General features: G+C 40.6%; 22 protein-coding genes and 2 tRNA genes. 8 read left to right on the top strand and 16 right to left on the bottom strand.

Features of this window, described 5'->3' with window-relative positions; genetic code table 11:
* The first annotated feature begins 8 nt into the window (after window positions 1-8).
* The 7 genes from LZF87_RS02675 to pgi all read left to right on the top strand — a co-directional run bounded on the left by LZF87_RS02675 (window position 9) and on the right by pgi (window position 9,145).
* The gene (locus tag LZF87_RS02675) at window positions 9-1,454 is read left to right on the top strand and encodes an amino acid permease (protein ID WP_244341447.1); all 1,446 of its coding nucleotides are present in this window, start codon (window positions 9-11) and stop codon (window positions 1,452-1,454) included.
* A gap of 244 nt (window positions 1,455-1,698) precedes the next feature.
* Window positions 1,699-2,856 carry a homogentisate 1,2-dioxygenase gene (locus tag LZF87_RS02670; protein ID WP_244341445.1) on the top strand — a complete coding sequence of 386 codons (1,158 nt, stop codon included), beginning with the start codon at window positions 1,699-1,701 and terminating at the stop codon, window positions 2,854-2,856.
* Window positions 2,857-3,058: 202 nt separating this feature from the next.
* Window positions 3,059-4,222, top strand: coding sequence for a 4-hydroxyphenylpyruvate dioxygenase (gene hppD, locus LZF87_RS02665; protein ID WP_244341443.1), 1,164 nt, complete (start codon window positions 3,059-3,061; stop codon window positions 4,220-4,222).
* A 299-nt stretch (window positions 4,223-4,521) separates the two neighbouring features.
* Window positions 4,522-5,316 (top strand): DUF3108 domain-containing protein, encoded by a 795-nt coding sequence (locus tag LZF87_RS02660; RefSeq protein WP_244341441.1) that lies wholly within the window; start codon window positions 4,522-4,524, stop codon window positions 5,314-5,316.
* The gene (locus tag LZF87_RS02655) at window positions 5,316-6,242 is read left to right on the top strand and encodes a tryptophan 2,3-dioxygenase family protein (RefSeq protein ID WP_244341439.1); all 927 of its coding nucleotides are present in this window, start codon (window positions 5,316-5,318) and stop codon (window positions 6,240-6,242) included. The genes LZF87_RS02660 and LZF87_RS02655 overlap by 1 nt, the downstream gene beginning before the upstream one ends.
* Window positions 6,243-6,269: 27 nt before the next feature.
* Window positions 6,270-7,505, top strand: a complete 1,236-nt coding sequence (locus LZF87_RS02650; RefSeq protein ID WP_244341437.1) for a peptidoglycan DD-metalloendopeptidase family protein — start codon at window positions 6,270-6,272, stop codon at window positions 7,503-7,505.
* Complete coding sequence (gene pgi / locus LZF87_RS02645; RefSeq protein ID WP_244341435.1) at window positions 7,505-9,145, top strand: glucose-6-phosphate isomerase; 1,641 nt, start codon at window positions 7,505-7,507, stop codon at window positions 9,143-9,145. Before LZF87_RS02650 ends, pgi begins: the two co-directional genes overlap by 1 nt.
* An 8-nt stretch (window positions 9,146-9,153) precedes the next feature.
* Here pgi and mfd read toward each other — a convergent pair whose 3' ends face one another.
* The gene (gene mfd / locus LZF87_RS02640) at window positions 9,154-12,417 is read right to left on the bottom strand and encodes a transcription-repair coupling factor (protein WP_413614300.1); all 3,264 of its coding nucleotides are present in this window, start codon (window positions 12,415-12,417) and stop codon (window positions 9,154-9,156) included.
* A 168-nt stretch (window positions 12,418-12,585) separates the two neighbouring features.
* On the bottom strand, window positions 12,586-13,173 hold the full coding sequence (locus LZF87_RS02635; RefSeq protein ID WP_244341426.1) for a hypothetical protein: 588 nt from the start codon (window positions 13,171-13,173) through the stop codon (window positions 12,586-12,588).
* A 165-nt stretch (window positions 13,174-13,338) separates the two neighbouring features.
* On the opposite strand from LZF87_RS02635, the gene LZF87_RS02630 reads away from it, so the two are divergent.
* On the top strand, window positions 13,339-14,286 hold the full coding sequence (locus LZF87_RS02630) for an L-threonine 3-dehydrogenase (RefSeq protein ID WP_244341421.1): 948 nt from the start codon (window positions 13,339-13,341) through the stop codon (window positions 14,284-14,286).
* Window positions 14,287-14,340: 54 nt separating this feature from the next.
* On the opposite strand, the gene LZF87_RS02625 is transcribed toward LZF87_RS02630, so the two are convergent.
* The 14 genes from LZF87_RS02625 to LZF87_RS02560 form a co-directional block, all read right to left on the bottom strand.
* Entirely contained in the window at window positions 14,341-14,853 is a 513-nt protein-coding gene (locus LZF87_RS02625; protein WP_244341419.1) for a nuclear transport factor 2 family protein, read from the bottom strand.
* A 114-nt stretch (window positions 14,854-14,967) separates the two neighbouring features.
* Window positions 14,968-16,257, bottom strand: a complete 1,290-nt coding sequence (locus LZF87_RS02620) for an NAD-dependent succinate-semialdehyde dehydrogenase (protein ID WP_244341417.1) — start codon at window positions 16,255-16,257, stop codon at window positions 14,968-14,970.
* A gap of 352 nt (window positions 16,258-16,609) precedes the next feature.
* Window positions 16,610-19,108 carry a T9SS type A sorting domain-containing protein gene (locus tag LZF87_RS02615; protein ID WP_244341415.1) on the bottom strand — a complete coding sequence of 833 codons (2,499 nt, stop codon included), beginning with the start codon at window positions 19,106-19,108 and terminating at the stop codon, window positions 16,610-16,612.
* A gap of 347 nt (window positions 19,109-19,455) precedes the next feature.
* A complete protein-coding gene (locus LZF87_RS02610) occupies window positions 19,456-19,647 on the bottom strand; it encodes a hypothetical protein (RefSeq protein ID WP_244341406.1) in 192 nt (63 codons plus the stop codon).
* A complete protein-coding gene (locus LZF87_RS02605; protein ID WP_244341397.1) occupies window positions 19,637-19,852 on the bottom strand; it encodes a YgaP family membrane protein in 216 nt (71 codons plus the stop codon). The genes LZF87_RS02610 and LZF87_RS02605 overlap by 11 nt, the downstream gene beginning before the upstream one ends.
* A gap of 80 nt (window positions 19,853-19,932) precedes the next feature.
* On the bottom strand, window positions 19,933-20,229 hold the full coding sequence (trxA, locus tag LZF87_RS02600) for a thioredoxin (RefSeq protein WP_244341395.1): 297 nt from the start codon (window positions 20,227-20,229) through the stop codon (window positions 19,933-19,935).
* Between the two features lie 2 nt (window positions 20,230-20,231).
* Window positions 20,232-20,429 carry a hypothetical protein gene (locus LZF87_RS02595; protein WP_244341393.1) on the bottom strand — a complete coding sequence of 66 codons (198 nt, stop codon included), beginning with the start codon at window positions 20,427-20,429 and terminating at the stop codon, window positions 20,232-20,234.
* A 243-nt stretch (window positions 20,430-20,672) separates the two neighbouring features.
* Window positions 20,673-20,963 carry a GIY-YIG nuclease family protein gene (locus LZF87_RS02590; RefSeq protein WP_244341391.1) on the bottom strand — a complete coding sequence of 97 codons (291 nt, stop codon included), beginning with the start codon at window positions 20,961-20,963 and terminating at the stop codon, window positions 20,673-20,675.
* Window positions 20,964-21,064: 101 nt separating this feature from the next.
* Window positions 21,065-21,355: a GIY-YIG nuclease family protein gene (locus LZF87_RS02585; RefSeq protein WP_244341391.1), complete on the bottom strand. Its 291-nt coding sequence runs from the start codon at window positions 21,353-21,355 to the stop codon at window positions 21,065-21,067.
* Window positions 21,356-21,412: 57 nt separating this feature from the next.
* A tRNA-Asn gene (locus LZF87_RS02580) sits at window positions 21,413-21,486 on the bottom strand.
* Between the two features lie 74 nt (window positions 21,487-21,560).
* Window positions 21,561-21,634, bottom strand: a tRNA-Asn gene (locus tag LZF87_RS02575).
* A gap of 72 nt (window positions 21,635-21,706) precedes the next feature.
* Complete coding sequence (locus LZF87_RS02570; protein WP_244341389.1) at window positions 21,707-23,299, bottom strand: site-2 protease family protein; 1,593 nt, start codon at window positions 23,297-23,299, stop codon at window positions 21,707-21,709.
* Window positions 23,300-23,376: 77 nt separating this feature from the next.
* Window positions 23,377-23,652 carry a T9SS type A sorting domain-containing protein gene (locus LZF87_RS02565; protein WP_244341387.1) on the bottom strand — a complete coding sequence of 92 codons (276 nt, stop codon included), beginning with the start codon at window positions 23,650-23,652 and terminating at the stop codon, window positions 23,377-23,379.
* A gap of 46 nt (window positions 23,653-23,698) precedes the next feature.
* The gene (locus LZF87_RS02560; RefSeq protein WP_244341385.1) at window positions 23,699-25,609 is read right to left on the bottom strand and encodes a M1 family aminopeptidase; all 1,911 of its coding nucleotides are present in this window, start codon (window positions 25,607-25,609) and stop codon (window positions 23,699-23,701) included.
* Window positions 25,610-25,708: the final 99 nt, after the last annotated feature.

The following is a 25,708-nucleotide window of genomic DNA, read 5'->3' as shown; positions in this document are numbered from 1 at the left end:
CTCAATTTATGTCTATTTGGAAAACTAAATCATTGGCGCAATTGTTAGGTGAAGCGTCAGAATCTGAAAAAGGTTTAAGAAGAACCCTTTCTTCCCGTGCTCTTGTTGCCTTGGGTATTGGAGCCATCATTGGAGCGGGACTGTTTTCATTAACCGGAATCGCTGCTGCAGAACATGCAGGGCCTGCCGTAACATTATCTTTTATTTTGGCAGCTGTGGGTTGTGCTTTTGCAGGACTTTGTTATGCTGAGTTTGCCTCAATGATTCCTGTTGCCGGAAGTGCCTATACCTATTCTTATGCAACAATGGGTGAGTTTATGGCATGGATTATTGGTTGGGATTTGGTTTTGGAATATGCTTTAGGTGCAGCCACAGTTGGTGTGAGCTGGTCGAGATATTTTCTGGAATTGCTTAGTAAATTAGGCGTTCATTTACCGCACAGTCTTATCTGTTCCCCTTGGGAAACGTTAAAATTGAGTGACGGTACTGTAATAGAAGGAGGAATCATCAATCTTCCTGCTATTTTTATCGTGGTGATGCTTTCGTTGATTTTGATCAGAGGAACAAAGGAGTCGGCATCGATGAACAATTTCCTTGTAATCCTGAAAGTGTCTGTGGTAATATTATTTATCGTATTAGGGTGGAATTATATTGATCAGGCTAATTATCATCCGTACATTCCTGAAAACACAGGAGTGAAAGGGCAGTTTGGTATTTCCGGAATTGCGGCAGGAGCTGCAACGGTTTTCTTTGCCTTCATCGGTTTCGATGCGGTTTCAACTGCGGCTCAAGAGGCGAAAAACCCTCAAAAAGGAATGCCGATTGGTATTTTAGGTTCGTTAGTAATTTGTACTATTTTATATGTTTTGTTTGCACACGTAATGACGGGTCTTGTGCCATATTACGAATTCGTGGGTGATGCAAAACCGGCTGCAACTGCATTCGCTAAAACGCCATACGGATTTTTACAAACCGGTTTGATTGTTGCGATTCTTGCAGGTTATACTTCTGTTATCTTGGTAATGTTAATGGGGCAAAGTCGTGTATTCTATTCCATGAGTAATGACGGTTTGCTGCCGCGTTTCTTCGGAGAAGTTCATGCTAAGTTCCATACGCCTTGGAAAACAAATCTTTTCTTCATGGTGTTTGTGAGTTTGTTTGCTGGATTTGTACCGGTAAGTGATTTAGGTCACATGGTGAGTATTGGTACATTACTGGCTTTCGTGTTGGTATGTATCGGGGTGTTGGTAATGCGTAAAAAAATGCCGGACGCGCCAAGATCTTTCAAAACTCCGTTAGTGCCGTTTGTGCCAATTGCTGGAGTCTTGGTGTGTGTGTATCTAATGTACTCACTTCCGCAGGAAAGCTGGATTCGACTTGTGGTTTGGATGATAATCGGAGTGATTATCTACTTCATGTACGGTAAAAAGAACAGTAAGGTCAATAACCAATAGGCTTTAAAATAATATTAAAAAAACCCAAAAAGTATAACAAAGCTGTTTCTTTTTGGGTTTTTTTATTTTATTCAGTTTCAATATAATTTCCGATATTTGTACTGTTATGAATGAATATTGGACAGGTTTATTAGCCCATCTTAAATTCCTCATCAAGAGAAATCCTGAATGAGGCGTTTTTCTTTTTGATTCATTGAACTAAGCTCATTTGGAGCTTTAATTGCAATAATTTAAAAAAAAGAACATGCCTATATATCATAAACTTGGGGATTTTCCTCAAAAAAGACATACTATATTCGAGAAACCCGACGGAGGGTTGTATTACGAGCAGCTTTTTGGCACCGAAGGTTTTCACGGACATTCTTCTTTGTTGTACCATGTATATCGACCTACTCAGGTAAAAGAGATTGTTAAATCCTATTCGGTGGAACCCAAAATAGCCATCGGGAAAAACATTAAATCATTGTTGTTTAAAGGGTTTGAGTTAAAACCGGAAGATGATTTTCTGGACAGCCGCAAAGCGATGCTTGTTAATAAAGACTGTACCATCGGACTGGCGGCTCCAAAAAAGTCCTTACGCGATTATTTCTATAAAAATGCCGATGCCGATGAAATGATTTTCATCCACAAAGGAAAAGGGAAATTGCGCACCATGATGGGGAATATCGACTTCCAATACGGTGATTATCTAATTATCCCGCGCGGAATGATTTATCAAATCGATTTCGAAACTTCCGAAAACCGATTATTTTATGTCGAATCGTTTGCCCCGTTCTATACGCCAAAACGTTATAAAAACCAATCGGGACAGCATCTGGAACATTCTCCGTTTTGCGAGCGTGACTTTATCTTGCCAAATGAAATCGAAACCTACGACGAAAAGGGTGACTTCCTGATCAAAATCAAAAAGGAAGGGATGATTCACGAAGTAGTCTATGCAACGCATCCTTTTGATGTGATTGGTTGGGATGGATATAATTTTCCTTATGGATTCAGTATTCATAATTTTGAACCGATTACAGGACGTGTGCACCAGCCGCCTCCGGTACACCAGACATTCGAAACCGCTACGTTTGTAGTATGTTCGTTCTGCCCGCGTTTGTACGATTATCATCCAAAAGCCATTCCGGCGCCTTACAACCACAGCAATATAGACAGTGATGAAGTGTTGTATTACGTTGACGGCGATTTCATGAGTCGAAACAATATCGAACAGGGTCATATTACGCTGCATCCAAAAGGCATTCCACACGGACCTGCACCAGGCGCGATGGAAAGAAGCATCGGGCAAACCATAACGCATGAATTGGCGGTAATGGTAGATACATTCCGACCGTTAATGGTAACGGAAGAGGCTATGGGATTGGACGACGGGCAATATTATAAATCCTGGGTAGAGTAATTAAAGTAATTAGAAGCTGTTCCTGCTGTACGCTAACTCGAGCGTAGCGAACAGGCGAAGCAATCTTTTTTTTGCCACTTATAAAAGCAAAAAAAGATGACGCTTTTCCCGATAGCTATCGGGACAGGATTAAAATAATCAATAACACATCGCGTTCGGAACCATAAAAAGTGCAGTACGTTCGCATTAAAAATACAGAATTATGGCAGATGAAATTAAATCCGTTGAATACGGCTTAGAGAAAATATTTGAAGGGGCACAGGATTTTTTACCCCTTTTAGGAACTGATTATGTAGAATTCTACGTAGGGAACGCTAAACAGGCAGCTCACTTTTATAAAACCGCATTCGGATTCCAGTCCTTGGCTTATGCAGGTTTGGAAACAGGTGTGAAAGACCGTGCATCTTATGTGTTGAAGCAGGATAAAATCCGTTTGGTTTTAACTACGGCTTTGAATAGTGGTTCTCCAATCGGCGAGCACGTGAAAAAACATGGAGATGGGGTTAAAGTTATTGCACTTTGGGTAGAAGATGCACGTTCCGCTTTTGATGAAACTACAAAACGTGGAGCAAAACCTTATTTTGAACCTGTTGTTGAAAAAGATGATGATGGGGAAGTAGTGCGTGCTGGTATCTATGGTGCTTATGGGGAAACAGTTTTCGTTTTTGTTGAACGCAAAAATTATAATGGAATCTTTTTGCCTGGATATAGTGAATGGAAATCTGATTACAATCCTGAACCTGTTGGACTTAAATATATTGACCACATGGTTGGGAATACTGGATGGAACAGAATGAATGAAGCTGTAAAATGGTTTGAAGATGTTATGGGGTTTGTGAATTTCCTTTCTTTTGATGACAAACAAATTACGACAGAGTATTCCGCTTTAATGTCTAAAGTAATGTCCAATGGAAACGGCCGTATCAAATTCCCAATCAACGAGCCGGCAGAAGGGAAAAAACGTTCGCAGATTGAAGAATACTTAGATTTTTACGAGGATGAAGGAGTTCAACATATTGCTGTTGCTACCGATGATATCATTAAAACCGTTGCCGACATGCGTGCCCGTGGTGTGGAATTTTTAAGCACACCGCCTCAAGCGTATTACGATGCAATTCCGGAGCGTTTGAAAGATCATATGAATAAATTCAAAGAAGATATTCATGAGCTTCAGAAATTGGGAATTATGATTGATGCCGATGAAGAAGGTTATTTATTGCAGATTTTTACCAAGCCGGTTGAAGACCGTCCGACACTTTTCTTCGAGATTATTCAAAGAATGGGAGCAAAAGGATTTGGTGCAGGTAACTTTAAAGCGCTTTTCGAATCGATAGAAAGAGAGCAACAATTAAGAGGAACGTTATAGAAATTATATTTTTATTGCGAATAATGCAAAATCAGGCTTTTTGAAAGCCGAAATTTTGCTAATGTTGTGTTAAAGTTGAAATTTCGGTTGCAATTATGCAATAAAACCAGCTACATTTGCACTACGAAAATGAGGAAGTCATAACCCCTCATTGGAGTAAGTAAATTTTTCATAATTTATAGTTTTTTGGTTGGTTAATAGCATAAAAACTCAGTCATTTTTTTGACTGAGTTTTTTTGTTTTCCTAATTTTGGAATAGAAATTGTGATTTTGGTTGTAAATTACATAAAATTTGACCAATGAAAAAAGGTATACTACTTCTCTTCCTTCTCTGTTTACTAGTGTTTGCGGTGTCTTTTACTTCCGCACGACAGGAAGATGCCTTCACAACCGGGGAATTTTTTAAATTCCGGATTCACTACGGACTTGTAAATGCCGGCTTTGCAACGCTGGAAATTAAGGAAGCTGTCCGCAACAACAGAAAAGTACATCATGTTATTGGAAAGGGTTACACGGTAGGGATGACCAAATTCTTCTTCAAGGTTGCAGATGATTATCAAAGTATGTTTGATAAGGAAACCGGCAAGCCGTATCAGTACCTCCGAAAAATCGACGAGGGCGGTTATACTAAAAATCAGGAGGGTTTTTTTAATCAAACAAAAAACACGGTCCTTGTTAAAGACTACAAACATAGAACCGAAAAAACGTTTACCGTGCCTGAAAATGTTCAGGATATTGTATCTTCGTTTTATTATTTAAGAAACCACCCAAGAATCGATAAAATGGTTCCGGGGGAATCGGTAGTTATTGATATGTTCTTTGATGATGAGGTGTATAAATTCAAGCTCAAATACATCGGAAGAGAAGATATAGATACCAAATTCGGCATTATTCCAACGATGGTTTTCAGGCCGTATGTTCAATCCGGAAGAGTGTTTAAAGAACAGGAAAGTTTGACTGTTTGGATTTCGGACGACGACAATAAAATGCCGATTCGAATAAAAGCCAGTTTGGCAGTAGGTTCTTTAAAAGCGGACTTGGACGGATTCAAAGGATTAAAAAACTCATTTAAAGTTAAAGTAAAAAAACAATAATGGAAATTACACCAGAAATTCAGAATAAACTGGATCAGATTGATGCGAAATTCCAGGCAATCAATCAAAAAACCGAAACGCATTTAGAAGGCCTTTTATGGGCTAAACCAATCACTTATTGGGATTATATACAAACGGACGCTCTTCTAAACTTACAGATTCAACGTACAACTTTACCGGATGAAATGGTTTTCATAATGTATCATCAGGTAAATGAATTGTTGTTCAAAATGATTCTGTGGGAAATTGAACAGGTTTCGAATGCAACAACGTTGACTACCTCATTTTTTGCAGAACGTCTTCACAGAATCAGTCGTTATTTCAACATGCTTACCACCTCTTTTGATATTATGGGGGACGGAATGGAAGTGGAGCAGTATTTAAAATTCCGAAACACATTAACACCAGCCAGTGGTTTCCAAAGTGCCCAATACCGTTTGATTGAATTTGCTTCAACGGATTTAATCAATCTTATAGATCACCGTTTCAGAGCTACCATTGATCGTAATACGCACTACGAACATGCCATGGAGCATTTGTACTGGCAGGCAGGAGGAAAAGATTATGCTACGGGTGAAAAGTCTTATCTGTTAAAAGGGTTTGAGAAGAAATACAAAGCTGAATTTCTTGCTTTCATGGAAGAATACAACCAGAAAAACCTTTGGCAGAAATTCAAGCAATTGCCGGAAGAAGATCAGAAAAATGCCGATCTGATTGCCGCTATGCGTCACTATGATAAAACGGTAAACATCACTTGGGTTATGGGTCATTACAATGCTGCAGTGAAGTATATTGAGAGTGTTCCTGGAGCTCATGAAGCCACCGGAGGAAGTGACTGGAAAAAATATATGTTGCCAAAATACCAAAGAAGGATATTTTTTCCCGAACTTTGGACGAAAGAAGAATTGGATAAATGGGGAGAATAAAAAAGTAACCAACCTAAACCAACAAAATTGAGATACGTCACAATCATATTATTATCATTAATATTATTTGCTTGTAACAAAAAAGAAGAAAAAGAAGGAACAAAAAAAGCCGAAGCCCCGAAAGAGAAGATTGTTATTGAATTCGGATTCAAATTAAATGATTTTAAAGTCGTTCACGATACAGTTCAATCGGGTGACAGTTTCGGGAAAATATTAAGCGAACAAGGGTTTGATGCTGCTAAGGTGCATGAAATCAACGAAAAAGTAAAAGACTCTTTCGATGTCCGCAACATCCGAATCGGAAAACCGTTTACCTTACTTCAAAATAAAACAGCGCCCAACGATTTAAAAGTATTCATCTATCAGCCTGATAAGATGAGCTATTATGTCGTGGACTTGCGCGACTCTATCCCATTGGTTTATAAAAAAGAACGTCCGGTAGTTATCAAGCGCCGAACGATTGCTGCTGCCATTGACGGTTCTGTTTCCAGTACCCTTAGCCGGTCTGGGGTTTCTCCAGCATTAGCTCCCGAATTATCGAAAATTTACGCTTGGTCCATCGATTTTTTTAAAATCAAGAAAGGTGACAAGTTCGCGGTAATCGTGAATGAAAAATACCTTGAAGGCGGAGAATATCTAGGCGTTGAAAATGTTGAGGCTTCTTACTTTGAGTACAAAGGGAAAAAAATCTATGCGTTTCCGTTCAAACAGGATGAGAATTCTAAAAGAGTCGATTATTTCGATGAAGAAGGAAAAGTGCTTAAGAATATGTTCTTGAAAGCGCCACTGAAATTCGTAAATATTACCTCGCGATTTGCTAAAAGCCGTTTTCACCCTGTCCAGTTGCGCTGGAAAGCACACAATGGGACTGATTATGCGGCAGCGACCGGAACTCCGATCATGACCACCGCCTCAGGAACGGTTGTGCAGACAGGGTACACTGGTGGTAACGGTAATTTCGTGAAAGTGAAACACAACGGGACTTATTCCACGCAATATCTTCACATGTCAAAGATACTTGTCAGACAAGGACAGCATGTTCAACAGGGGCAAGTGATTGGGAAGGTTGGTAGTACTGGTTTGGCTACTGGGCCTCATGTTTGCTACCGTTTCTGGAAAAATGGGATTCAGGTTGATCCACTCCGTCAAAAATTACCCAATTCTGAACCTATGAGCCCAAAATACAAAGCCCGATTTATAAACGAAATGACTCCGTTAAAAAAAGAATTGGATAGTGTTTCATTAGCTAAATTTGGAGAATAATGGCGTTGATAAACACTAATCCCATAAGAACCGAATCCTGGAGAAAATTACAGGAACATTTTGCTGAGATGGAACATGCTTCCATGCAGGAAATGTTTTCCGGAGATCCGAACAGAGTACAGAAATTCCATATTCAATGGAATGGCTTTCTGCTGGATTTTTCGAAAAACCGAATCAATTCTGAAACGTTGTCATTGCTTTTGGGGTTGGCTGATGAGATTCATCTGAAAGATGCCATCCGGAAGTATTTTTCGGGTGATAAAATCAATGCGACCGAAAACAGGTCCGCGCTGCATACCGCTTTGCGTACTTCGCAGGAATCACTTGTTGTGGATGGAAAGGATATTATTTCAGAAATTGAAGAGATTCAGCGAAAGATAAAGTCATTTACTGAATCTGTTATTTCAGGTGACCGTAAAGGTTTTTCCGGTAAACGTTTTACCGATATTGTAAATATTGGTATCGGTGGTTCTGACCTGGGTCCGGATATGGCTGTGGAAGCTTTGCAGTTTTATAAAAATCACTTAAATCTTCATTTTGTTTCCAATATTGATGGTGATCATATTGCCGAAACCGTTAAGAATCTGAACCCTGAAACCACCTTGTTTGTTGTGGTTTCGAAGACTTTTACCACCCAGGAAACCATTTCCAATGCGACTTTCCTGAAAAGGTGGTTTTTACGTTCGGCTAAAAATGAAGATATCGCCAAACATTTTGTGGCCGTTTCCACCAATATTGAAAAAGTTACCGAGTTCGGTATCGCTCCCGATAATATATTCCCAATGTGGGATTGGGTAGGTGGTCGTTTCTCGATGTGGAGCGCCGTGGGATTGTCCATTGCTCTGTCGATAGGATATGAAAACTTTGAAGAATTACTCGAGGGGGCCAACAAGATGGATTCCCATTTCGAGCAACAGCCTTTTGAGCGTAACATACCGGTGATATTGGCCTTGCTGAGCGTTTGGTACAATAATTTCTTCGGATGCGAAACCGAAGCGGTCATCCCATACTCACAATACCTGAAAAAGTTAGCGACGTATTTGCAGCAGGCAGTAATGGAAAGTAACGGGAAGCGAGTGGATCGTGACGGTAATCCGGTCAATTACCAGACAGGAAACATTATCTGGGGCGAACCGGGCAGTAATGCCCAGCATGCGTTCTTCCAGTTAGTTCACCAGGGAACCAAATTGATTCCGTGTGATTTTATCGGCTTTATTGAGCCGCTTCATGGCAATAAGGAGCATCATGATAAGCTCATGTCGAATTTCTTTGCCCAAACCGAAGCTCTGCTTTTAGGGAAAAGCGATGACGAGGTATCAGCAGAAGGTGTTAAAAATGAATTTTTAGCCCCTTTTAAGGTTTTTGAAGGTAATAAGCCTACGAATACACTGCTTATTCAAAAATTGACCCCTAAAGCGCTTGGATCGTTAATTGCGATGTACGAGCATAAGATATTTGTACAGGGTGTCATCTGGAATATTTTCAGTTATGATCAGTTTGGAGTGGAATACGGAAAGCAATTGGCTTCAACCATACTAGATGAAATTAAAACCGGAATTTCAAAACCACATGACAGTTCCACCGAATTCCTTTTGAATTACTATTCGAATATAAAGAAAATAGAAAAGCCTCAAGTCTGAGGCTTTTTTTATATCATTTCTATTAGTTCCAATGCGCGTTTTACTGATTTTACATTTTCGAAAGTCAGTAGCAATCGCAAACCGTTTTTGGTTTCTTTCTCCTTCATTTTGCAGAGGTTTCCGTTTTGTTGTACGAACTGCAACACTTTCATGAATTTGGCCGACTGGTAGAAATCCGATTGCTGGTCGGAAACAAAATAACCAACCATTTTTCCTTGCTTCAGTACCAATTTTTCAATTCCGATATGGGTCGCTTTCCATTTGATACGAATGCTGTTCAGTAAAGCCACCGCTTGTTTTGGCAGGGCACCGAAACGGTCAATCAGTTTTTGTTCGTATTGCTGAAGCGCTTCTTCCGTTTTAATCAAACTCAATTCATTGTACAGGTTCAGTCGTTCCGAAATGTTGTTAATGTATTCGTCCGGGAACAATAATTCGAAATCGGTATCAATCTGAATATCTTTGACGTATTCCTTGGTTTCGATGTCGTTTTCTTCCGGATACAAGTCCTTGAATTCGTTTTCTTTTAATTCCTCGATGGCTTCGTTCATGATTTTCTGATAGGTGTCGAAGCCAATGTCATTGATGAAACCGCTTTGTTCTCCACCCAATAAATCCCCTGCGCCGCGAATTTCCAAATCTTTCATGGCAATGTTGAAACCGCTGCCCAGTTCGCTGAACTGCTCTAAAGCCTGAATTCGTTTTCGGGCTTCTTCGGTCATAGCAGAATAGGGCGGACAAATAAAATAACAGAACGCTTTTTTATTGCTTCGTCCCACACGGCCACGCATCTGATGCAAATCAGACAATCCGAAATTATTGGCATTGTTGATGAAAATCGTATTGGCATTCGGTACGTCTAAACCACTTTCAATGATGGTTGTGGCTACCAAAACATCAAATTCGCCGTCCATAAAGGCCAACATCAGTTCTTCGAGTTTTTTACCGTCCATCTGACCGTGTCCCACGCCAACTTTCGCTCCGGGAACCAAACGCTGAATCATACCGGCAATTTCCTTGATGTTTTCAATACGGTTGTTGATGAAATATACTTGTCCGCCACGCTCGATCTCATAAGAAATCGCATCACGAATCACTTCTTCGTTAAAACCAACAACCTGTGTGTCTATCGGATAACGGTTCGGTGGCGGCGTTGTTATAACCGATAAATCACGTGCCGCCATTAGCGAAAACTGAAGGGTTCTCGGGATTGGTGTCGCCGTTAAGGTCAGCGTGTCTACGTTATGCGCGATGGTTTTCAGTTTATCTTTTACATTTACACCGAACTTTTGCTCCTCGTCCACAATAAGTAGTCCCAAATCCTTGAAAACTACATTTTTATTGACCAACTGATGAGTTCCGATAAGAATGTCGAGTTTTCCTTCTTCAAGTTGTTTCAGGGTTTCTGCTTTTTGTTTGGCGCTACGGAAACGATTGATGTATGCAACATTCACCGGCATTTCTTTTAAGCGTTCACGGAAGGTTTTATAATGCTGAAACGCCAAAATGGTTGTCGGAACCAAAACGGCCACTTGCTTTCCATTATCGACCGCTTTAAAAGCCGCACGGATAGCGACTTCGGTTTTTCCGAAACCAACGTCACCACAAACCAAACGGTCCATCGGGCGGTCGTTCTCCATGTCGGTTTTTACTTCCTGTGTAGCTTTTAACTGATCGGGCGTGTCTTCGTAAATAAAGGAGGATTCCAGTTCGGCCTGCAAATAACTGTCCGGTGCAAAAGCAAAACCTTTGTCTAAACGGCGTTTAGCGTATAGCTGAATCAGATTGAACGCAATGTGTTTTACACGGGCTTTGGTTTTTTGTTTTAAAGTTTTCCAGGCTGTTGAGCCTAGCTTGTATATTTTTGGAGGCGCTCCGTCTTTTCCGTTGTATTTCGATATTTTGTGCAGCGAGTGAATGCTTACGTACACAATATCGTTATCGGCATAGACCAATTTGATGGCTTCCTGCGTTTTGCCTTCCACCTGAATTTTTTGCAATCCGCCAAATTTCCCGATTCCGTGATCGATGTGTGTCACATAATCACCCACGGAAAGGGTGGTAAGTTCCTTCAGTGTGATAGTCTGCTTCTTCGAATACCCATTTTTCAGATTGAACTTATGATAACGCTCGAATATCTGATGATCGGTATAACAGGCAATTTGGTTTTCTTCGTCGATGAACCCCTGAAACAACGAAAAAACAATGGTGTGGTATTGTTTGCGAATGTTTTCGTGATTCGCTTCATCCAGACTTTCAAAAATATCGTGGAAACGTTTTGCCTGTCCGTCATTGGAACAGAACAAATAGTTTTTGATGCCGTTAAAATGATTGTCGTTTAGATTATTTAACAATAAATCAAACTGCTTGTTGAACGATGGTTGCGGCTGTGTGTGAAATTCAAACGTTTTTTCGGTTCGGAAAATGGGTTTGGTAGCCAATTCCACTAACGTAAAATCCAAAGCCTTTTTTACGAAAGCCTGCTGGTTTAAAAACATGGCTTCCGGAGCTGTATGCTGAATGTCTTTTGAGAGTTTTTCAAAGGCTTCCGTGGCTTTTCCGAACAATTTGTCCAATTGTGTTAACAACAAATCTGTGTTCTGAATGAAAAGCACAGTTTGCGGATTTATGTATTCCAGGAAACTTTCGCGGTTCTCTTTCAGGAATTTATTTTCAACATTCGGGATAATGGTGATTTTCTTCTGTTTTTCGATGGAAAGCTGTGTTTCGACATCGAAACTTCGTATGGAATCCACTTCGTTGCCAAAGAATTCAATTCGGTACGGATTGTCATTGGAAAACGAAAACACGTCAATGATTCCGCCTCGTACGGAAAATTCGCCCGGTTCGGAAACGAAATCCACGCGTTTGAAATTGTATTCAAAAAGTACCTCGTTAATGAAATCGATGGAAATAGAATCGCCAACAGCTACTTTCAGCGTGTTTTTGTCCAATTCCTTTCGGGTAACCACCTTTTCAAAAAGTGCATCGGGATAGGTAACGATGATGGCCGGTTTTTTGCGCGAATTTATACGGTTCAGTACTTCGGCTCGTAATAAAACATTGGCGTTGTCAGTTTCTTCAATTTGATATGGGCGACGATACGAGCCCGGATAGAATAACACGTCCTGATCGTTGATCAGGCTTTCCAGATCATTAAGATAATAGGCCGCTTCTTCCTTGTCTTGAAAAATCAGTAAGTAAGGGAGGTCGGTTTTTTGGAAAAGGGTTTCGATGACAAACGACAACGACGAACCGATTAATCCTTTCATTTGGATTTTCGATTCGCGTTTTTGAAGTTGTTCCGCTATCTGGGTAACTTTCGCCGATTTATTATAGATATTTTGAATGTCGGTTTTCAATGTAAACGTTTTATATTTAAACAAATAAGTCATATAAGGATTGGGTAAACTTATATGACTTATGTGATTTAGTAAATATTAGGGTTGTGGTTCCTGAATTTCACGACGGGCATGACGGGTGGTATCCAACGCCTGAAGCATGATCACTTCCCCTTCTTCTTTCGGGATTTCACTTTTTACGATTATTTCATTCATCTGGTTTTGAATTGAAATAACCTCTTCGGTGATATCCTGTATCAATGGAATTACTTTTTTTGTCGGAATGTATTCAAGTGAGATATATGTTTCCAGCGATTTCAGTTTGGTGTTCAGCGTGGAAATCCTGCTTTTTACGGCCGGTTTGTTGAACATAGCCGGAATGTTGTTGTTGATCATTTCACCTTTTACCGTTAAGCTTTTGGATTTTAGTCGAAAGGCATTCAGTGAACTCTTTGGTTTTTGTTGCAATTCCTCATTAAAGGCACGCCATTCCTGCCATCTGTTTATTTTGGTTTGTACTTTCGAATTTACCGGCGGTATGTTGAATTTCCAGTTTTGGTTGATCACGGCAAATACCGAATCATTATGTTTTGCCGCTTTATCACTGTCGGCGATTCTTTCCTCTTTGTTTTGGCAGGAAAAAATCAACAGGGACAATAAAAGCAACAGCGACGACTTGATTTTCATAATAAAAGTTTAGAAAGCAAATTTACAAATGTTATTGAAAACTCCTTTTTTTGAGGGGAATATGTTAACTAAAATCTGATTTTTTGTGAATTGAAAATTTTCAGATTGAAATTGAATTCTAAATTTTAGCAAAAGAGTATCTTTGTGGGTACTAAAAAAATAGAAATGAGCACGAAAATTTTAATCATTGGCGCTTGCGGGCAAATCGGTACTGAACTGACTGCAAAACTGAGAGAAACCTACGGAGTTGATAATGTAATAGCTTCGGACATCCGAAAACTGGAGAACGATGTGGTGCATAACGGAATTTTTGAAGTTGTGAATGCCCTTGATTATAATCAGATTGAACATCTTATTGAGAAATATCAGATTACCGATGTGTATCTGATGGCAGCTTTGCTTTCGGCTACAGCAGAAAAGAACCCTGCTTTTGCCTGGGATCTGAACATGAACTCGTTGTTTCACGTACTTAACCTGGCGAAAGACGGAAAAATCCAAAAGATTTTCTGGCCATCGAGTATAGCGGTTTTCGGTCCTACAACTCCGAGAAATAATACGCCGCAGTACACTGTGATGGAGCCATCGACAGTTTACGGAATTTCGAAACAATCCGGTGAGCGTTGGTGTGAATACTACAATACTAAATATGGGGTAGACGTGAGAAGTATCCGTTATCCGGGACTTATTTCATGGACAACTCCTCCTGGTGGCGGTACTACGGATTATGCTGTGGATATCTACTACAAAGCGCTGGAAGATAAAAAATACACTTGTTTCCTTTCGGAAAATACCGGTTTGCCGATGATGTACATGGACGATGCAATTAAAGCAACGATCAGTATTATGCAGGCACCTGCAGAGAAAATTAAAATCCGTTCGTCTTATAATTTATCCGCGGTAAGTTTTACGCCGAAGGAAATCGCAGAATCGATCAAAAATCACATTCCGGAATTCACAATCGATTATGCTCCGGATTTCCGTCAGGCGATTGCTGACAGCTGGCCTGCAAGTATTGACGACTCTTCTGCAAGAACAGACTGGGGTTGGCAGCATGATTTCGACATGGAACGTATGACCACTACGATGTTAGAGAACCTGGCTAAGAAATTATAATAATAAAAACGCTACCGAGAAGGGTAGCGTTTTTTGTTTGGTTTAGGATTAATTTTATTTGCTGCTTTTTATTTGTTGCAGCTGTGCATCTTCCTTCGGTGCAATAATTTTGATAACGTCTTTAACATCGTCATTCGGAACCGTCATTGAAAGTACGTAGTGTTTTACTTTCCACACTTTTCCTTCTTTTACCATAACACCCGAACCGCGACAGATTTTCATCCAAGTGTCCAATAATTCATCAAACCACGCTATTTTTCCGGATGGATCCATATAGATATGGCGTTCAACAGGTTTAAAGTCCCAGGCATGGCCTTTGTCGAAATACGGTTTGGCAAAATCAATAAATTGTTTTTTGTTCCAGTTTTCGGTTGCATCGGTACCAATGAAGATGGATTCGTCTGACATCGTACCGAAATACTTATCGAAATTTCCTTCCGCAGCATCTTTATGCCAATTGTTCAAAGTAGTGGCAATCGCCTGTTTTTCTGCTTCGATTTTTTTTTGTGCTGTGGATTCAAAGGAAATCAGCATTAGGGCCGATAACAAAAAGAATAATTTTTTCATAATGGTTAGTGGTTTGTGTTTAATCCCTGCAATTTAGGAAAAGTTTTTAATCTCCTTGTTTGTAGGAACAGGTCACAAAAGAGTTTCACATTTTTTCTTCTTTTGGTGGGAAATTTAAGACTTCTGGATTACAACTGTTTTGATATTAACGAATTCTTTAATACCTTCTTCAGATAATTCCCTTCCGTAGCCGGATTTTTTAACTCCTCCGAAGGGTAAACGCGGGTCGGATTTGACCATAGTGTTGATGAAGACCGCTCCTTCCTCGAATTTGCTTATATGGTTTCTGAGGGTATCGATATCTTCGGTAAAAATGCAAACGCCTAAGCCGAATTCGGACTGATTGCTGATCTCGATGGCTTCGGTCAAGTCTTTGAAAGAAATCAGAGCCGCTACTGGGCCAAAGGTTTCTTCTTTGAAAACTGGCATCTCGGTGGTAACGTTGATCAGTATAGTTGGATCGTAAAAAGCGTCTTTTCGTTTTCCACCCAGTATTATTTTCGCGCCCATGGCAACGGATTGTTCGACTTGTTTTTCCAATTCTATGGCTAAGTCAACACGGGCCAGCGGACCAATTTGTGTTTCTGCCAGCATGGGGTCACCACAAACGAGCTGGCTGACGGCTTGTTTGTATTTTTCGGTGAAATCGTCGAAAATGTTCTGCTGAATTAAAAAACGTTTGGCTGCAATACAGCTTTGTCCGGTATTTTGCATGCGTGCGTTAACGGCTGATGCTACAGCTTTGTCTAAATCGGCATCTTCGCAAACGATAAAGGCATTGCTGCCTCCGAGTTCCAGTAACGACTTTTTAAGGTGCTTTCCGGCCTGTGCTGCTACAGAACTTCCTGCGGCTTCACTTCCGGTGAGGGAAACTCCTTTGATTTCAGGATGGGCAATCACGTCGGCTACTTTATCACTCGATAAATGGAGGTTTTGATACACACCGATTGGAAAACCGCTTTCTATAAATAAGGCTTCAATGCTTTCGGCTGATTCAGGTACATTGCTTGCATGTTTAACCATTATGACGTTCCCAGCAATGATTGACGGTATCGCAAAACGGCAGACCTGCCAGAAAGGGAAGTTCCAAGGCATAACGCCTAGTAGTACGCCCAGCGGTTCGTAGGTTACGAAATTTTCATGGCCTTCGGTATGGATATGTTTGGTTTGTAGTATGGTGGCTGCATTTTGACAATAATAGTCGCAAAGCACGCCGCATTTATCTACTTCGGCAAGGGATTGTGTGATGGGTTTGCCCATTTCCTTTGTGATTAGGGTGGCATATTGTTCGCGGTTTTGATGGAGCACTTTTTTTAGCTCCTGAACCATGGCAACGCGTTCTTCGATTGATGTCGCCTTCCAGTAGACAAAAGCTTCCTGGGCGGTATTTATTTTGGTTTGCATAACAGTTTTGTTGTGAAGGATAAAGTTACGGTTTTTGGCGAAAAAAAATGAGAGTTGTTTTTAAGCAGCTGTTTTTTAATTACTCGGCTTATGTATGGCTTATATATGGCTTAAGTATGGCTTAAGTATGGCTTAAGTATGGCTTAAGTATGGAGCAAGTATATAAGAGCTGCAATGTAGGTGAAGGTTGCTTTTTGGATTTTTTAAATCGATTGTAGCTTTGTTTGAAAAATCCCTCGTTATGAAATCAGAGTTTTGACTTTTCAATTTTTTGACCTTTTGGGATAATGCAAAAAAAAACAGTGGCAAACTACAATTTGCCACTGTCTTTAGAATCGTATTTTTTATTGATTTACTTTTTTATCACTTTCAGCGTTTTTGTTTCCTTGCCTTGCACCATTGTAACATTGTAAACCCCTGAAGGGAATTGGTTACCCATTTGAAGTTTAGATGCTTCACTCGGTTTAACCTCATGTTGTTCAAGTTGTCTTCCAATCATATCATAAACCGTTATTATTATTGTTTCTTCATGTAAAGTAGATATGTTTAATTTGAAGTTTTCGCTGAACGGATTTGGATATGCTACCACGTTACTAAACATGTAGGCAGCTTGATTGCTTGATAGGGATGTGTTTCCGTGTATCCTTGCAATCCTATTGCGTCCTGCGCCGTTATAGGAAGTAAAATCCCCGCCAATAATGATTTTGCCATCGGGTTGCAGGATGATCGCTGAAACGGCTCGATCCACCCCTGTGCCCGGATTAAAAGTGGTCTCCAGTGACCCATCCGCATTAAGGAGGGCTATACCGTGGAGAGGAACACCATTATAAGACACGAACCTCCCGCCAATAATGATTTTGCCATCGGGTTGCAGGATGGTTGACTTAATTTCACTAAAATCCCCGGGGCTGACACCCGGGTTAAAAGAAGTGTCCAGAGAGCCATCCGTGTTCAGGCGGATGATCTTGCCGGTACTGATCATATAGTCTTCATCGTATAATCCTCCGCCGACAATGATTCTGCCATCGGGCTGCAGGGTGGCTGTGTTAACAAAATCAGGTACCCCTGTGCCCGGATTAAAAGAGGTGTCCAACGAGCCATCGGCATTCAGGCGGGCGATATTATTGCGTACTGTACCATTATAATAAGTAAATTTTCCACCAATAATGATTTTGCCATTGGGTTGCAGGGCGATTGAAATTGCATTATTGCCAAACACCCCGCTACCCGGATTGAAAGAGGTGTCCAGAGAACCATCGGCATTCACGCGGGCGATTTTATTGCGTGCCGTACCGTTATACGAGGTAAAAAGACCGCTAATAATGATTTTGCCATCGGGTTGCAGGGCGATTGCTGAAACGCCGCTATCCGCTCCTATACCCGGATTAAAAGAGTTGTCCAGAGAACCATCGGCATTCAGGCGGGCAATTTTATTGCGTGTCGTACCGTTATACCCCCAAAACCACCCGGCAATAATGATTTTTCCATTGGGTTGCACGGTAGTTGAATTAACTTGGCCAATAACCCCGGTACCCGGATTAAAAGTGGCGTCCAACGAGCCATTGGCATTCAGACGGGCGATATGATTGCGTGTTGCACCATTATAATAAGTGAAATCCCCTCCAATAATGATTTTGCCATCGGGTTGCGGGGTTATTGAAGTAAGTGAGCTATTCGCTCCGGTACCCCCCGGATTAAAAGCGGTGTCCAGCGAGCCATCGGTATTCAGGCGGGTGAAATTATCCCCGCCAATAATGATTTTACCATCGGGTTGCAGGACGATTGAGTCGACAGGACCAACTGATAAGGTACCCGGATTAAAAGAGGTCTCCAACGAGCCATCCCCGTTCAGTCGGACGATTCCCTTGCGGAGACTACCGTTAATCCTTAAAAAATTCCCGCCAATAATGATTTTTCCATTGGGCTGCAGTGCGATTGAATAGACTCCATTATCCGGCCCTGCGGGATTGAAAGCGGTGTCAAGGGAGCCATCGTTGTTCAGGCGGGCGATATGATTGCGTGCTGTACCATTATAGTGATCAAAATCCCCGCCGATAACGATTTTTCCATCGGGTTGCAGTGCAATGGACATAACTCTGGAAGTTGCCCCTGTCCCGACATTAAAAGAGGAGTCCAGTGAGCCATCGGTGTTCAGGCGGGCGATATGTAAGCGTTCCGTACCATTATACGAACCAAAAAGTCCACCAATAATGATTTTTCCGTCGGGTTGGCAGGATATTGCGTAAACAGGGCCACTCGACCCATAACCATGACTAAAGGAGGAATCCAGCGATCCATCTGCATTCAGTCGGGCGATTCTAAATCGTTCCGTACCATTATATGATGTAAATGCCCCGCCGATAATTATTTTCCCATCGGCTTGCAAGGCGATTGACCAAACAACTGAATTAGAAGAGTCATTCGTCGGGCCGATACCCGGATTAAAAGAGGTGTCCAGTGAGCCATCGGCATTTAGGCGGGCAATTTTATTGCGCGTCGTACCGTTATACGACGAAAATTCCCCGCCAATAATAATTTTTCCGTCGGGCTGCAGGGCGGTTGACCAAACAGCATTATCCGCACCAGTGCCGGGATTAAAAGAAGCATCAAGCGAGCCATTTGGGTTCAGACGGGCGATTCTATTTCGTGTCTTACCATTATAGGACGTAAAAATCCCACCAATAATGATTTTACCATCGGGTAGGAGGTTGGTTGAGGAAACAGAAGCATTTGGTCCGTCTCCCCAACCAAAACCTGCATCTGTTGGGTTAAAAGAGAGGTCCAGTGCTCCGGGCTGGGCAAATCCAAATAAACAAGCCATCAGGCTTACCAAAAGAATAATTTTTTTCATGATACAGTTGTTTATTTTTTTTAATAGATGTGCGAAATTGTCATGAGATTACCAGTGCGGTGATTTCTCATGCAAATCATGGGCATTTCACAATGTGAATAAAAGTTTGAGGGGCTTTACTATAAGAGTGTAGTAAATTTACGAATAAATCGAATGGAAAAGACAGTAAATGCGATTAAATACCTGTATGTCAGTTGTATAGGGTAGCGATTTGAAATGATAGCGCTATTTTCGGCAAAAGAAATAAAAGTTTTTTACGATTTACAACGTAATGATAGGAGTTTTGATATAGTAAAAAACCCCTGCATACAGCAGGGGTTATAGTGTAGTGAAAACCATCCAACGGTTTATTTTTTCTTCTTCGTGTCAAACATGGAGAACAGGAGTCCGCCCATAACGGTTCCGTAAAGTGTGCTGTTAATCGGACTTGAAGTAATGGTACAGGAATCTTTGCATCCAAAGTACAAGAAATAGAAATAGCCCGCCGTAGCACCTATGACGCCGCCGACTAACCAAAGCAGTACTGTTTTATTTTTCATCAGTTGTTTTTGGTGTGGTTTTTATGCCCAGCAGTGAGTACAATGGGCAAAAACTGATGGTGCTGGTTAATAGAAAGACTGCTCCTATGCCCAATGCAACAAAACCTAGTGTTCCGGTAATGACTTCAGTTGCGACCAATATTGCTAAAATGATCGAAATTCCAATGCGGATGAATTTATCGCGATTTCCCATGTTTGCTTTCATATTTTTCGTTTTATTGTTTCGTTTTATTGTTTCGTTTTATTGTTTCGTTTTTAATAGACCAGCTTTGATTGAACAGCTGCTTAGCTGTATTGTTTGAAAACGTTAAGGAGGTCGCTTTTCGAAAGTATTCCTGATTGACGCCACAGTTGTTTTCCGTTTTTGAACAACAGCATGGTGGGTACGCCCCGAACCTGAAACTGTTCCGCGATTGCGGGGTTTTTATCGACGTCGATTTTTATTATCGATATGCTGTCGCCCAATTCGTCTTTGACTTGTTTGAGAATAGGGGAAAGTGTTTGGCAGGGACCGCACCATGTCGCGTGAAAATCGATTAACACGGGTTGGTTTTTATTGATTATTTCTGAAAAGTTGCTCATAGTTATTTCTTGCTTCTTTTTTGGGGCACTGTACAGCTTTGTGATCTGCATCCGAAATTAAAGATGGCCTGGAAAAGAAAAAAGGCTGCAAAAGCCATAAAAAACCACTCATGCGTACGGACGGCTTCGTATCCTAAAAACAGGGCTAATGCCAATCGGAAGTAACGCATGAAATGCCAGTTTTTAAACAATATGTTCATGGTTGAATTTTAATATTTCCGTAAAGTTACGAAATAGTCGAATAATAAATGTAACTGTTGTTGCTTTGGAGCTAAAGAGCGTTTGGATAAGTTTAAGGAATTGATGTTGTCTTTAGCTTTAGTAAACATACAAGCAAAATGTCTGGGTAGAATTGTTAGAAATAAAAAAAGCCCGACATTGCTGTCAGGCTTTAAAAGCTCCCCCTCTTGGGCTCGTCCCGATAGCTATCGGGACAAGGACCCTTATAATTGGTTGTATTTTTCCAGTAATCTGATTGTTATGTCTGGGTAAATAGTCAGGTTTTGGATGTATTTTTTGGACTTCATCGCTTTAATGTGGTTTTCGATCTTTCTTGCTTGAGTGATGTTTTTGCAGTTTATCTTGAAAAATAGTTGCCAGTCTTCAGCGATTGCAGAATGAGCATTTTTGAATTCTTTTGAAAGGTGCCACTGAAGTCTTCTGTCTAGGTCGGCAGTTTCTCCGATGTAAAAAGTTTCTTTTTGGGGCGAGTAAAGAATGTAAACGTAGTGCATGGCTTGGAGTTTTATTTGTACAAAAAAAGCCCGACATTGCTGTCAGGCTTTAAAAGCTCCCCCTCTTGGGCTCGTCCCGATAGCTATCGGGACAAGGACCCTTATAGTTGGTTGTATTTTTCCAGTAATCTGATTGTTATGTCTGGGTAAATAGTCAGGTTTTGGATGTATTTTTTGGACTTCATCGCTTTAATGTGGTTTTCGATCTTTCTTGCTTGAGTGATGTTTTTGCAGTTTATCTTGAAAAATAGTTGCCAGTCTTCAGCGATTGCAGAATGAGCATTTTTGAATTCTTTTGAGAGGTGCCACTGAAGTCTTCTGTCTAGGTCGGCAGTTTCTCCGATGTAAAAAGTTTCTTTTTGGGGCGAGTAAAGAATGTAAACGTAGTGCATGGCTTAGAGTTTTATTTGTACAAAAAAAGCCCGACATTGCTGTCAGGCTTTTAAAAGCTCCCCCTCTTGGGCTCGAACCAAGGACCCTCTGATTAACAGTCAGATGCTCTAACCAACTGAGCTAAGGAGGAAACTGTATTTTTTATGTAAAGAACTTTTTAATTTTAAAGATATAAAAAGCCACTCTTGCGAATGGCTTTTTTTGCTCCCCCTCTTGGGCTCGAACCAAGGACCCTCTGATTAACAGTCAGATGCTCTAACCAACTGAGCTAAGGAGGAAGGTGAGTTACCTTTAATGCGGTGCAAATATAAGCTGAAATTTTATACTCGCAAATAAAAAATTAAAAATTTTTATAAAAGTTTATCGGCGACCAACTGGTAAATGTCTTTCCCGAAGGTTAAAACCATTAAAGTCAGTAAGATAATCATTCCGGCTGTTTGTACATGTCCCATCGCTTTTTCGCTTAAAGTTTTGCCGGTTATCATCTCAGCAATGGTAAACAGGGCATGACCACCGTCTAATCCCGGGATTGGTAATAGGTTCATAAAGGCCAAACCAATCGAAAATAAGGCGGTAAAATTCCAGATGAACTCCCAGTTCCACGTGTCTGGTAAAGCGCGTGCAATCCCAACCGGACTTTTTACATGTTTGTAAGCTTCGGTTTTTGGACGTAAAATCAATTTGAATTGCTTTACGTTATAGATCAACAACTGCCATGATTCTTTAACGGCTTCAGGAAAAGCTTCTGCAACACTCAGTTTGTTTACGATTTCGTAGCTTGGCTGATTGTTCGGTTTTAATATAAATCCAAGTTTTCCGTTTTTGCCAACATGGGCCGGTAAATTCATTCTTTGTGTCCCTCTTAAGATATTCAGCGTTATATCTTTGTTGGCAGACTGGCTTAATTTCGCTTTAAAATCAAAGAAATTTTCGTAAATCCTATTGTTGAAGCCTAAAATGACATCTTTTTCCTGAAGTTTTGCTTTGTCTGCTTCCGAACCCGGAACAATTTCATTAACAGAAGAATCTGTCATATCCATTGATTGTGCTAAAAAGATGCTTTTGCCGAATCCAGCCTCTCCATCTTTGTCAATCGTAAGGGAAAGAGTGACTGGAGCGTCTTTTCTTAAAACGGTAACCGGAACAGTTTTGCCTTTTTGGTTTTTCAATTCATCTGTAAACTCATCAAAATATACGAATGATTTGTTGTTTAGCATCTGTATCTTATCTCCAGCCATAAAAACAGAAGGGTTGTTTTTTACAGGCGCTACACTGTCTATTACGATTTGTGAAATCAGATTTCTTGCACCAACAAAATCGCGTCCTTCTTTTGCCAGGATTTGAGCTTTGTGTTCATCTGACAGTACGATGGTTTTCTTTTCGCCGTTTCTTTCGATTTCAATATTGTCACCTAATAAAGCATCCAATACCATGCGGTTGAAACGAGGTTGGTAAGTTCCGTCTACAGCAAGGATTTTATCGCCGTTTTTGAAGCCTGCACTCAATCCGGTTTCGCCGAAGGATAATCCGTTTTGCTGAATTTTTTCAGTAGATACATATTTTTGTCCGTAAGTGGTATAAACCACAGTGTATAGGAACCAAGCCAAAAGAACATTTACAATGATACCGCCCAACATGATAATCAGACGTTGCCAGGCCGGTTTAGAACGGAATTCCCAAGGCTGAGGCTCTTGTTTCATCTGCTCCATATCCATGCTTTCATCCACCATTCCTGCCAGTTTTACATATCCTCCGATAGGCAGCCATCCGATTCCCCATTCGGTATCGCCAATTTTTTTCTTTAATAAAGAGAAACCGGCATCCATGAAAAGATAGAATTTCTCCACTCTTACTTTGAACATTCGCGCCGTGATATAGTGGCCAAATTCGTGTAGAATTACTAATACGGATAATATGAAAAGGATTTGTCCTACTTGTATCATTTTTAAACAGTAAATTTTATTATAAACGACAAAAGTAAGGTTTTAACCGTACTTTTTATCAAGTTATTTTGGTTTGCTTATTTTTTTATAAAATTTTTTTGAATTACGCCTTTCGAGGTTTTTATTTTAATCGGATGAACGCCGTTTGACAGTTGATTTACAGTGAAGTCCGCATTCGTTTCTGTTGCGACAAATTGCCCCAATGTATTGTAAATTTCGGCTTTCTGCAATTGGATGATTGCCGACAACTGAATTGTTATACGGTCATTAACCGGATTAGGATAGAAACTGACAATCTTGTTGGGTTCGAAGGGAATGTTTCCTAAGTGATAACTGTCAACTTGCAGTAGCAATTTAGTTTAAAGATGTAGTGCTTTCTTATGCAGAACAAACAGGCCCTTATTTTTTTATTATATTTTTATAAAATGTTCCTGTTGAAGTATTGACGATTAGCGCATAAACACCATTTGATAATGGACTGATGTTTATGATGGCATTGTTTTCCTTTAGAATCAACTGGCCCAACATATTGTATAATTCCACTTTTTCCAATTCAGAGTTGGCGGGAAGTTTTATGGTTAAGATGTCGTGGCTAGGATTCGGATAAATGGCTAAATCTGAATTGTCTGTCACAATTGCGGTGCTATTTCTGGAAATGATATTTTTTTTTGGATCAAAATGAATCTCCGAAACCTTGAAAGGCACTTCGATAATGAATTCCTGAGCGTTAACATTGTTTTTCAGAACAAGGTCTCGTTTTTCCCCGTTTTCCCCAATTAATTGAATTGGAACGGGCATTTCAAAAAAAGGTACAGACGGATGCGAGGTAGTTTGGTTGATTGTTATTTTTGCCAGCCCGGCTCCCCAGTTTTGAGCTATTATGTTGTAAGTTGGGTAACCTTCTTTGTAAACCCAATCATTGAAAAAATCGGTAAAGTCCATTCCTGAAGCGGCTTCCAGATGCGCTTGTAGCTGTGGTGTTGTCGCATATCCATAAGCCAAAGCAGGGTCGTTCAGGTAGTTTCGCATCGCCTGAAAGAAATTATCATCGCCCATTTTAAACCGAATCATGTTTGTTACCATAGAACCTTTATCGTAAGTAAGTCTGGAACTAAATATTCTGTTGATGTCCGTTAGTTGTTCGTCGGTTAAATATAAATTTCCATCGGGTCGTGATGTAACGCTGTTGATTTTGTTGGACTTCCAGGAAAGAAAATCCGCTTCGCCATCCATGTTTTCTACAATCAATCCTGATAAGTATTCGGTAATGCCTTCATTTAGCCAAATATCTTTCCAACTGCCGCAGGTAACTTTGTCACCAAACCACTGATGGCCCATCTCGTGTGATATCAAATCCCTGTTCCAACCGCCCATAAAGGATACAGTGGTATGTTCCATTCCGCCTCCCCAGCCAAATTGAGCATGCCCGTATTTTTCATTTCTAAACGGATAGGGTGTAAAAAGGGATTCGTACGTATTGATGATTCCCGGGGTAACCGATAAGCTGTTTTGGGTCGATGACGCGGTTTCGGGGTAGATGTAATTAACAATTGGGAAGAAAGGGCTTTCTGTCGTTCCTAGTCCTCCCTGCTGGTTGTATATTTGGTAATTGGTTACGGCAATAGCGATGAGGTAAGCCGGGATGGGATAGCCATGATGGAAATGAGTGGTTTTGTTTGTGCCGTTTATGGTTTGAGATTGTTCCAGGCCATTGGAAACACTTATGTATTGGGAAGGGGCGGTTATGTAAACGTCAATGCTGCTCACCTTGTCGTTTAGGTCCTGTTTGCAGGGCCACCAGTCTCGGGCTCCATAAGGTTCGGAAAGTGTCCACATCACAGGAATCCCATTATGGGAAGAGGTTGCAAAAGCACTAAAGCCACTTACTGGGGGTGCGCCGGAATAGGATATTTCCACACTGTTTGTTGTACCTGATGCTTGCTCAGTCGGTAATGTTATTACCAATTCGTTGTTTCCGTTTTGCAGATAGGTTAAATCTGTCGTTCCTTGTTTTACACTGTTTACGATCATTTCAGTTGTCAGGTCAAAAGTGATGCTGGTCATATTCTCCAATACGGTGTATGTGGTGGTGACTTTTCCCGTGATGAAATAAATAGCCGGATCGACTGTGAATTCAAGCTTGTGATAGGTGATGTCGTAGTTTTGAGTATTGGGATTTTCCCTGAAATTCATTTTTCCTGCCGCTGCTTTCATCTCGGCATGCACTAATTGATGAAATTCATTTTGGTTATCTTGGGAAAAGCCAATCGATGTTGTTGCTAGTGCTAAAAAGAGGGCGATATACTTCATAATCAAGGGGAAATCCGTCAAAAATAAAAAATAATCTGTTCGATGATTACGGTTTTGCTAAATATTACTGTTTTAATCAAAAGGATAATAGCTAACTTT

The organism is Flavobacterium enshiense, from assembly GCF_022836875.1.
GTDB classification, from domain to species: domain Bacteria; phylum Bacteroidota; class Bacteroidia; order Flavobacteriales; family Flavobacteriaceae; genus Flavobacterium; species Flavobacterium enshiense_A.
This window is presented reverse-complemented; position numbering and strand designations above follow the sequence as displayed.

Bases quoted from the DNA above. Each gene is read 5' to 3' on its own strand.
- LZF87_RS02670 (WP_244341445.1), top strand. From the start codon at position 1,699: ATGCCTATATATCATAAACTTGGGGATTTTCCTCAAAAAAGACATACT.
- trxA (WP_244341395.1), bottom strand. From the start codon at position 20,229: ATGAGCAACTTTTCAGAAATAATCAATAAAAACCAACCCGTGTTAATC.
- LZF87_RS02595 (WP_244341393.1), bottom strand. From the start codon at position 20,429: ATGAACATATTGTTTAAAAACTGGCATTTCATGCGTTACTTCCGATTG.
- LZF87_RS02625 (WP_244341419.1), bottom strand. From the start codon at position 14,853: ATGAAAAAATTATTCTTTTTGTTATCGGCCCTAATGCTGATTTCCTTT.
- pgi (WP_244341435.1), top strand. From the start codon at position 7,505: ATGGCGTTGATAAACACTAATCCCATAAGAACCGAATCCTGGAGAAAA.
- LZF87_RS02610 (WP_244341406.1), bottom strand. From the start codon at position 19,647: ATGAAAAATAAAACAGTACTGCTTTGGTTAGTCGGCGGCGTCATAGGT.
- LZF87_RS02660 (WP_244341441.1), top strand. From the start codon at position 4,522: ATGAAAAAAGGTATACTACTTCTCTTCCTTCTCTGTTTACTAGTGTTT.
- LZF87_RS02675 (WP_244341447.1), top strand. From the start codon at position 9: ATGTCTATTTGGAAAACTAAATCATTGGCGCAATTGTTAGGTGAAGCG.
- LZF87_RS02570 (WP_244341389.1), bottom strand. From the start codon at position 23,299: ATGATACAAGTAGGACAAATCCTTTTCATATTATCCGTATTAGTAATT.
- hppD (WP_244341443.1), top strand. From the start codon at position 3,059: ATGGCAGATGAAATTAAATCCGTTGAATACGGCTTAGAGAAAATATTT.
- LZF87_RS02655 (WP_244341439.1), top strand. From the start codon at position 5,316: ATGGAAATTACACCAGAAATTCAGAATAAACTGGATCAGATTGATGCG.
- LZF87_RS02605 (WP_244341397.1), bottom strand. From the start codon at position 19,852: ATGAAAGCAAACATGGGAAATCGCGATAAATTCATCCGCATTGGAATT.
- LZF87_RS02585 (WP_244341391.1), bottom strand. From the start codon at position 21,355: ATGCACTACGTTTACATTCTTTACTCGCCCCAAAAAGAAACTTTTTAC.
- LZF87_RS02630 (WP_244341421.1), top strand. From the start codon at position 13,339: ATGAGCACGAAAATTTTAATCATTGGCGCTTGCGGGCAAATCGGTACT.
- LZF87_RS02620 (WP_244341417.1), bottom strand. From the start codon at position 16,257: ATGCAAACCAAAATAAATACCGCCCAGGAAGCTTTTGTCTACTGGAAG.
- mfd (WP_413614300.1), bottom strand. From the start codon at position 12,417: ATGAAAGGATTAATCGGTTCGTCGTTGTCGTTTGTCATCGAAACCCTT.
- LZF87_RS02590 (WP_244341391.1), bottom strand. From the start codon at position 20,963: ATGCACTACGTTTACATTCTTTACTCGCCCCAAAAAGAAACTTTTTAC.
- LZF87_RS02615 (WP_244341415.1), bottom strand. From the start codon at position 19,108: ATGAAAAAAATTATTCTTTTGGTAAGCCTGATGGCTTGTTTATTTGGA.
- LZF87_RS02635 (WP_244341426.1), bottom strand. From the start codon at position 13,173: ATGAAAATCAAGTCGTCGCTGTTGCTTTTATTGTCCCTGTTGATTTTT.
- LZF87_RS02560 (WP_244341385.1), bottom strand. From the start codon at position 25,609: ATGAAGTATATCGCCCTCTTTTTAGCACTAGCAACAACATCGATTGGC.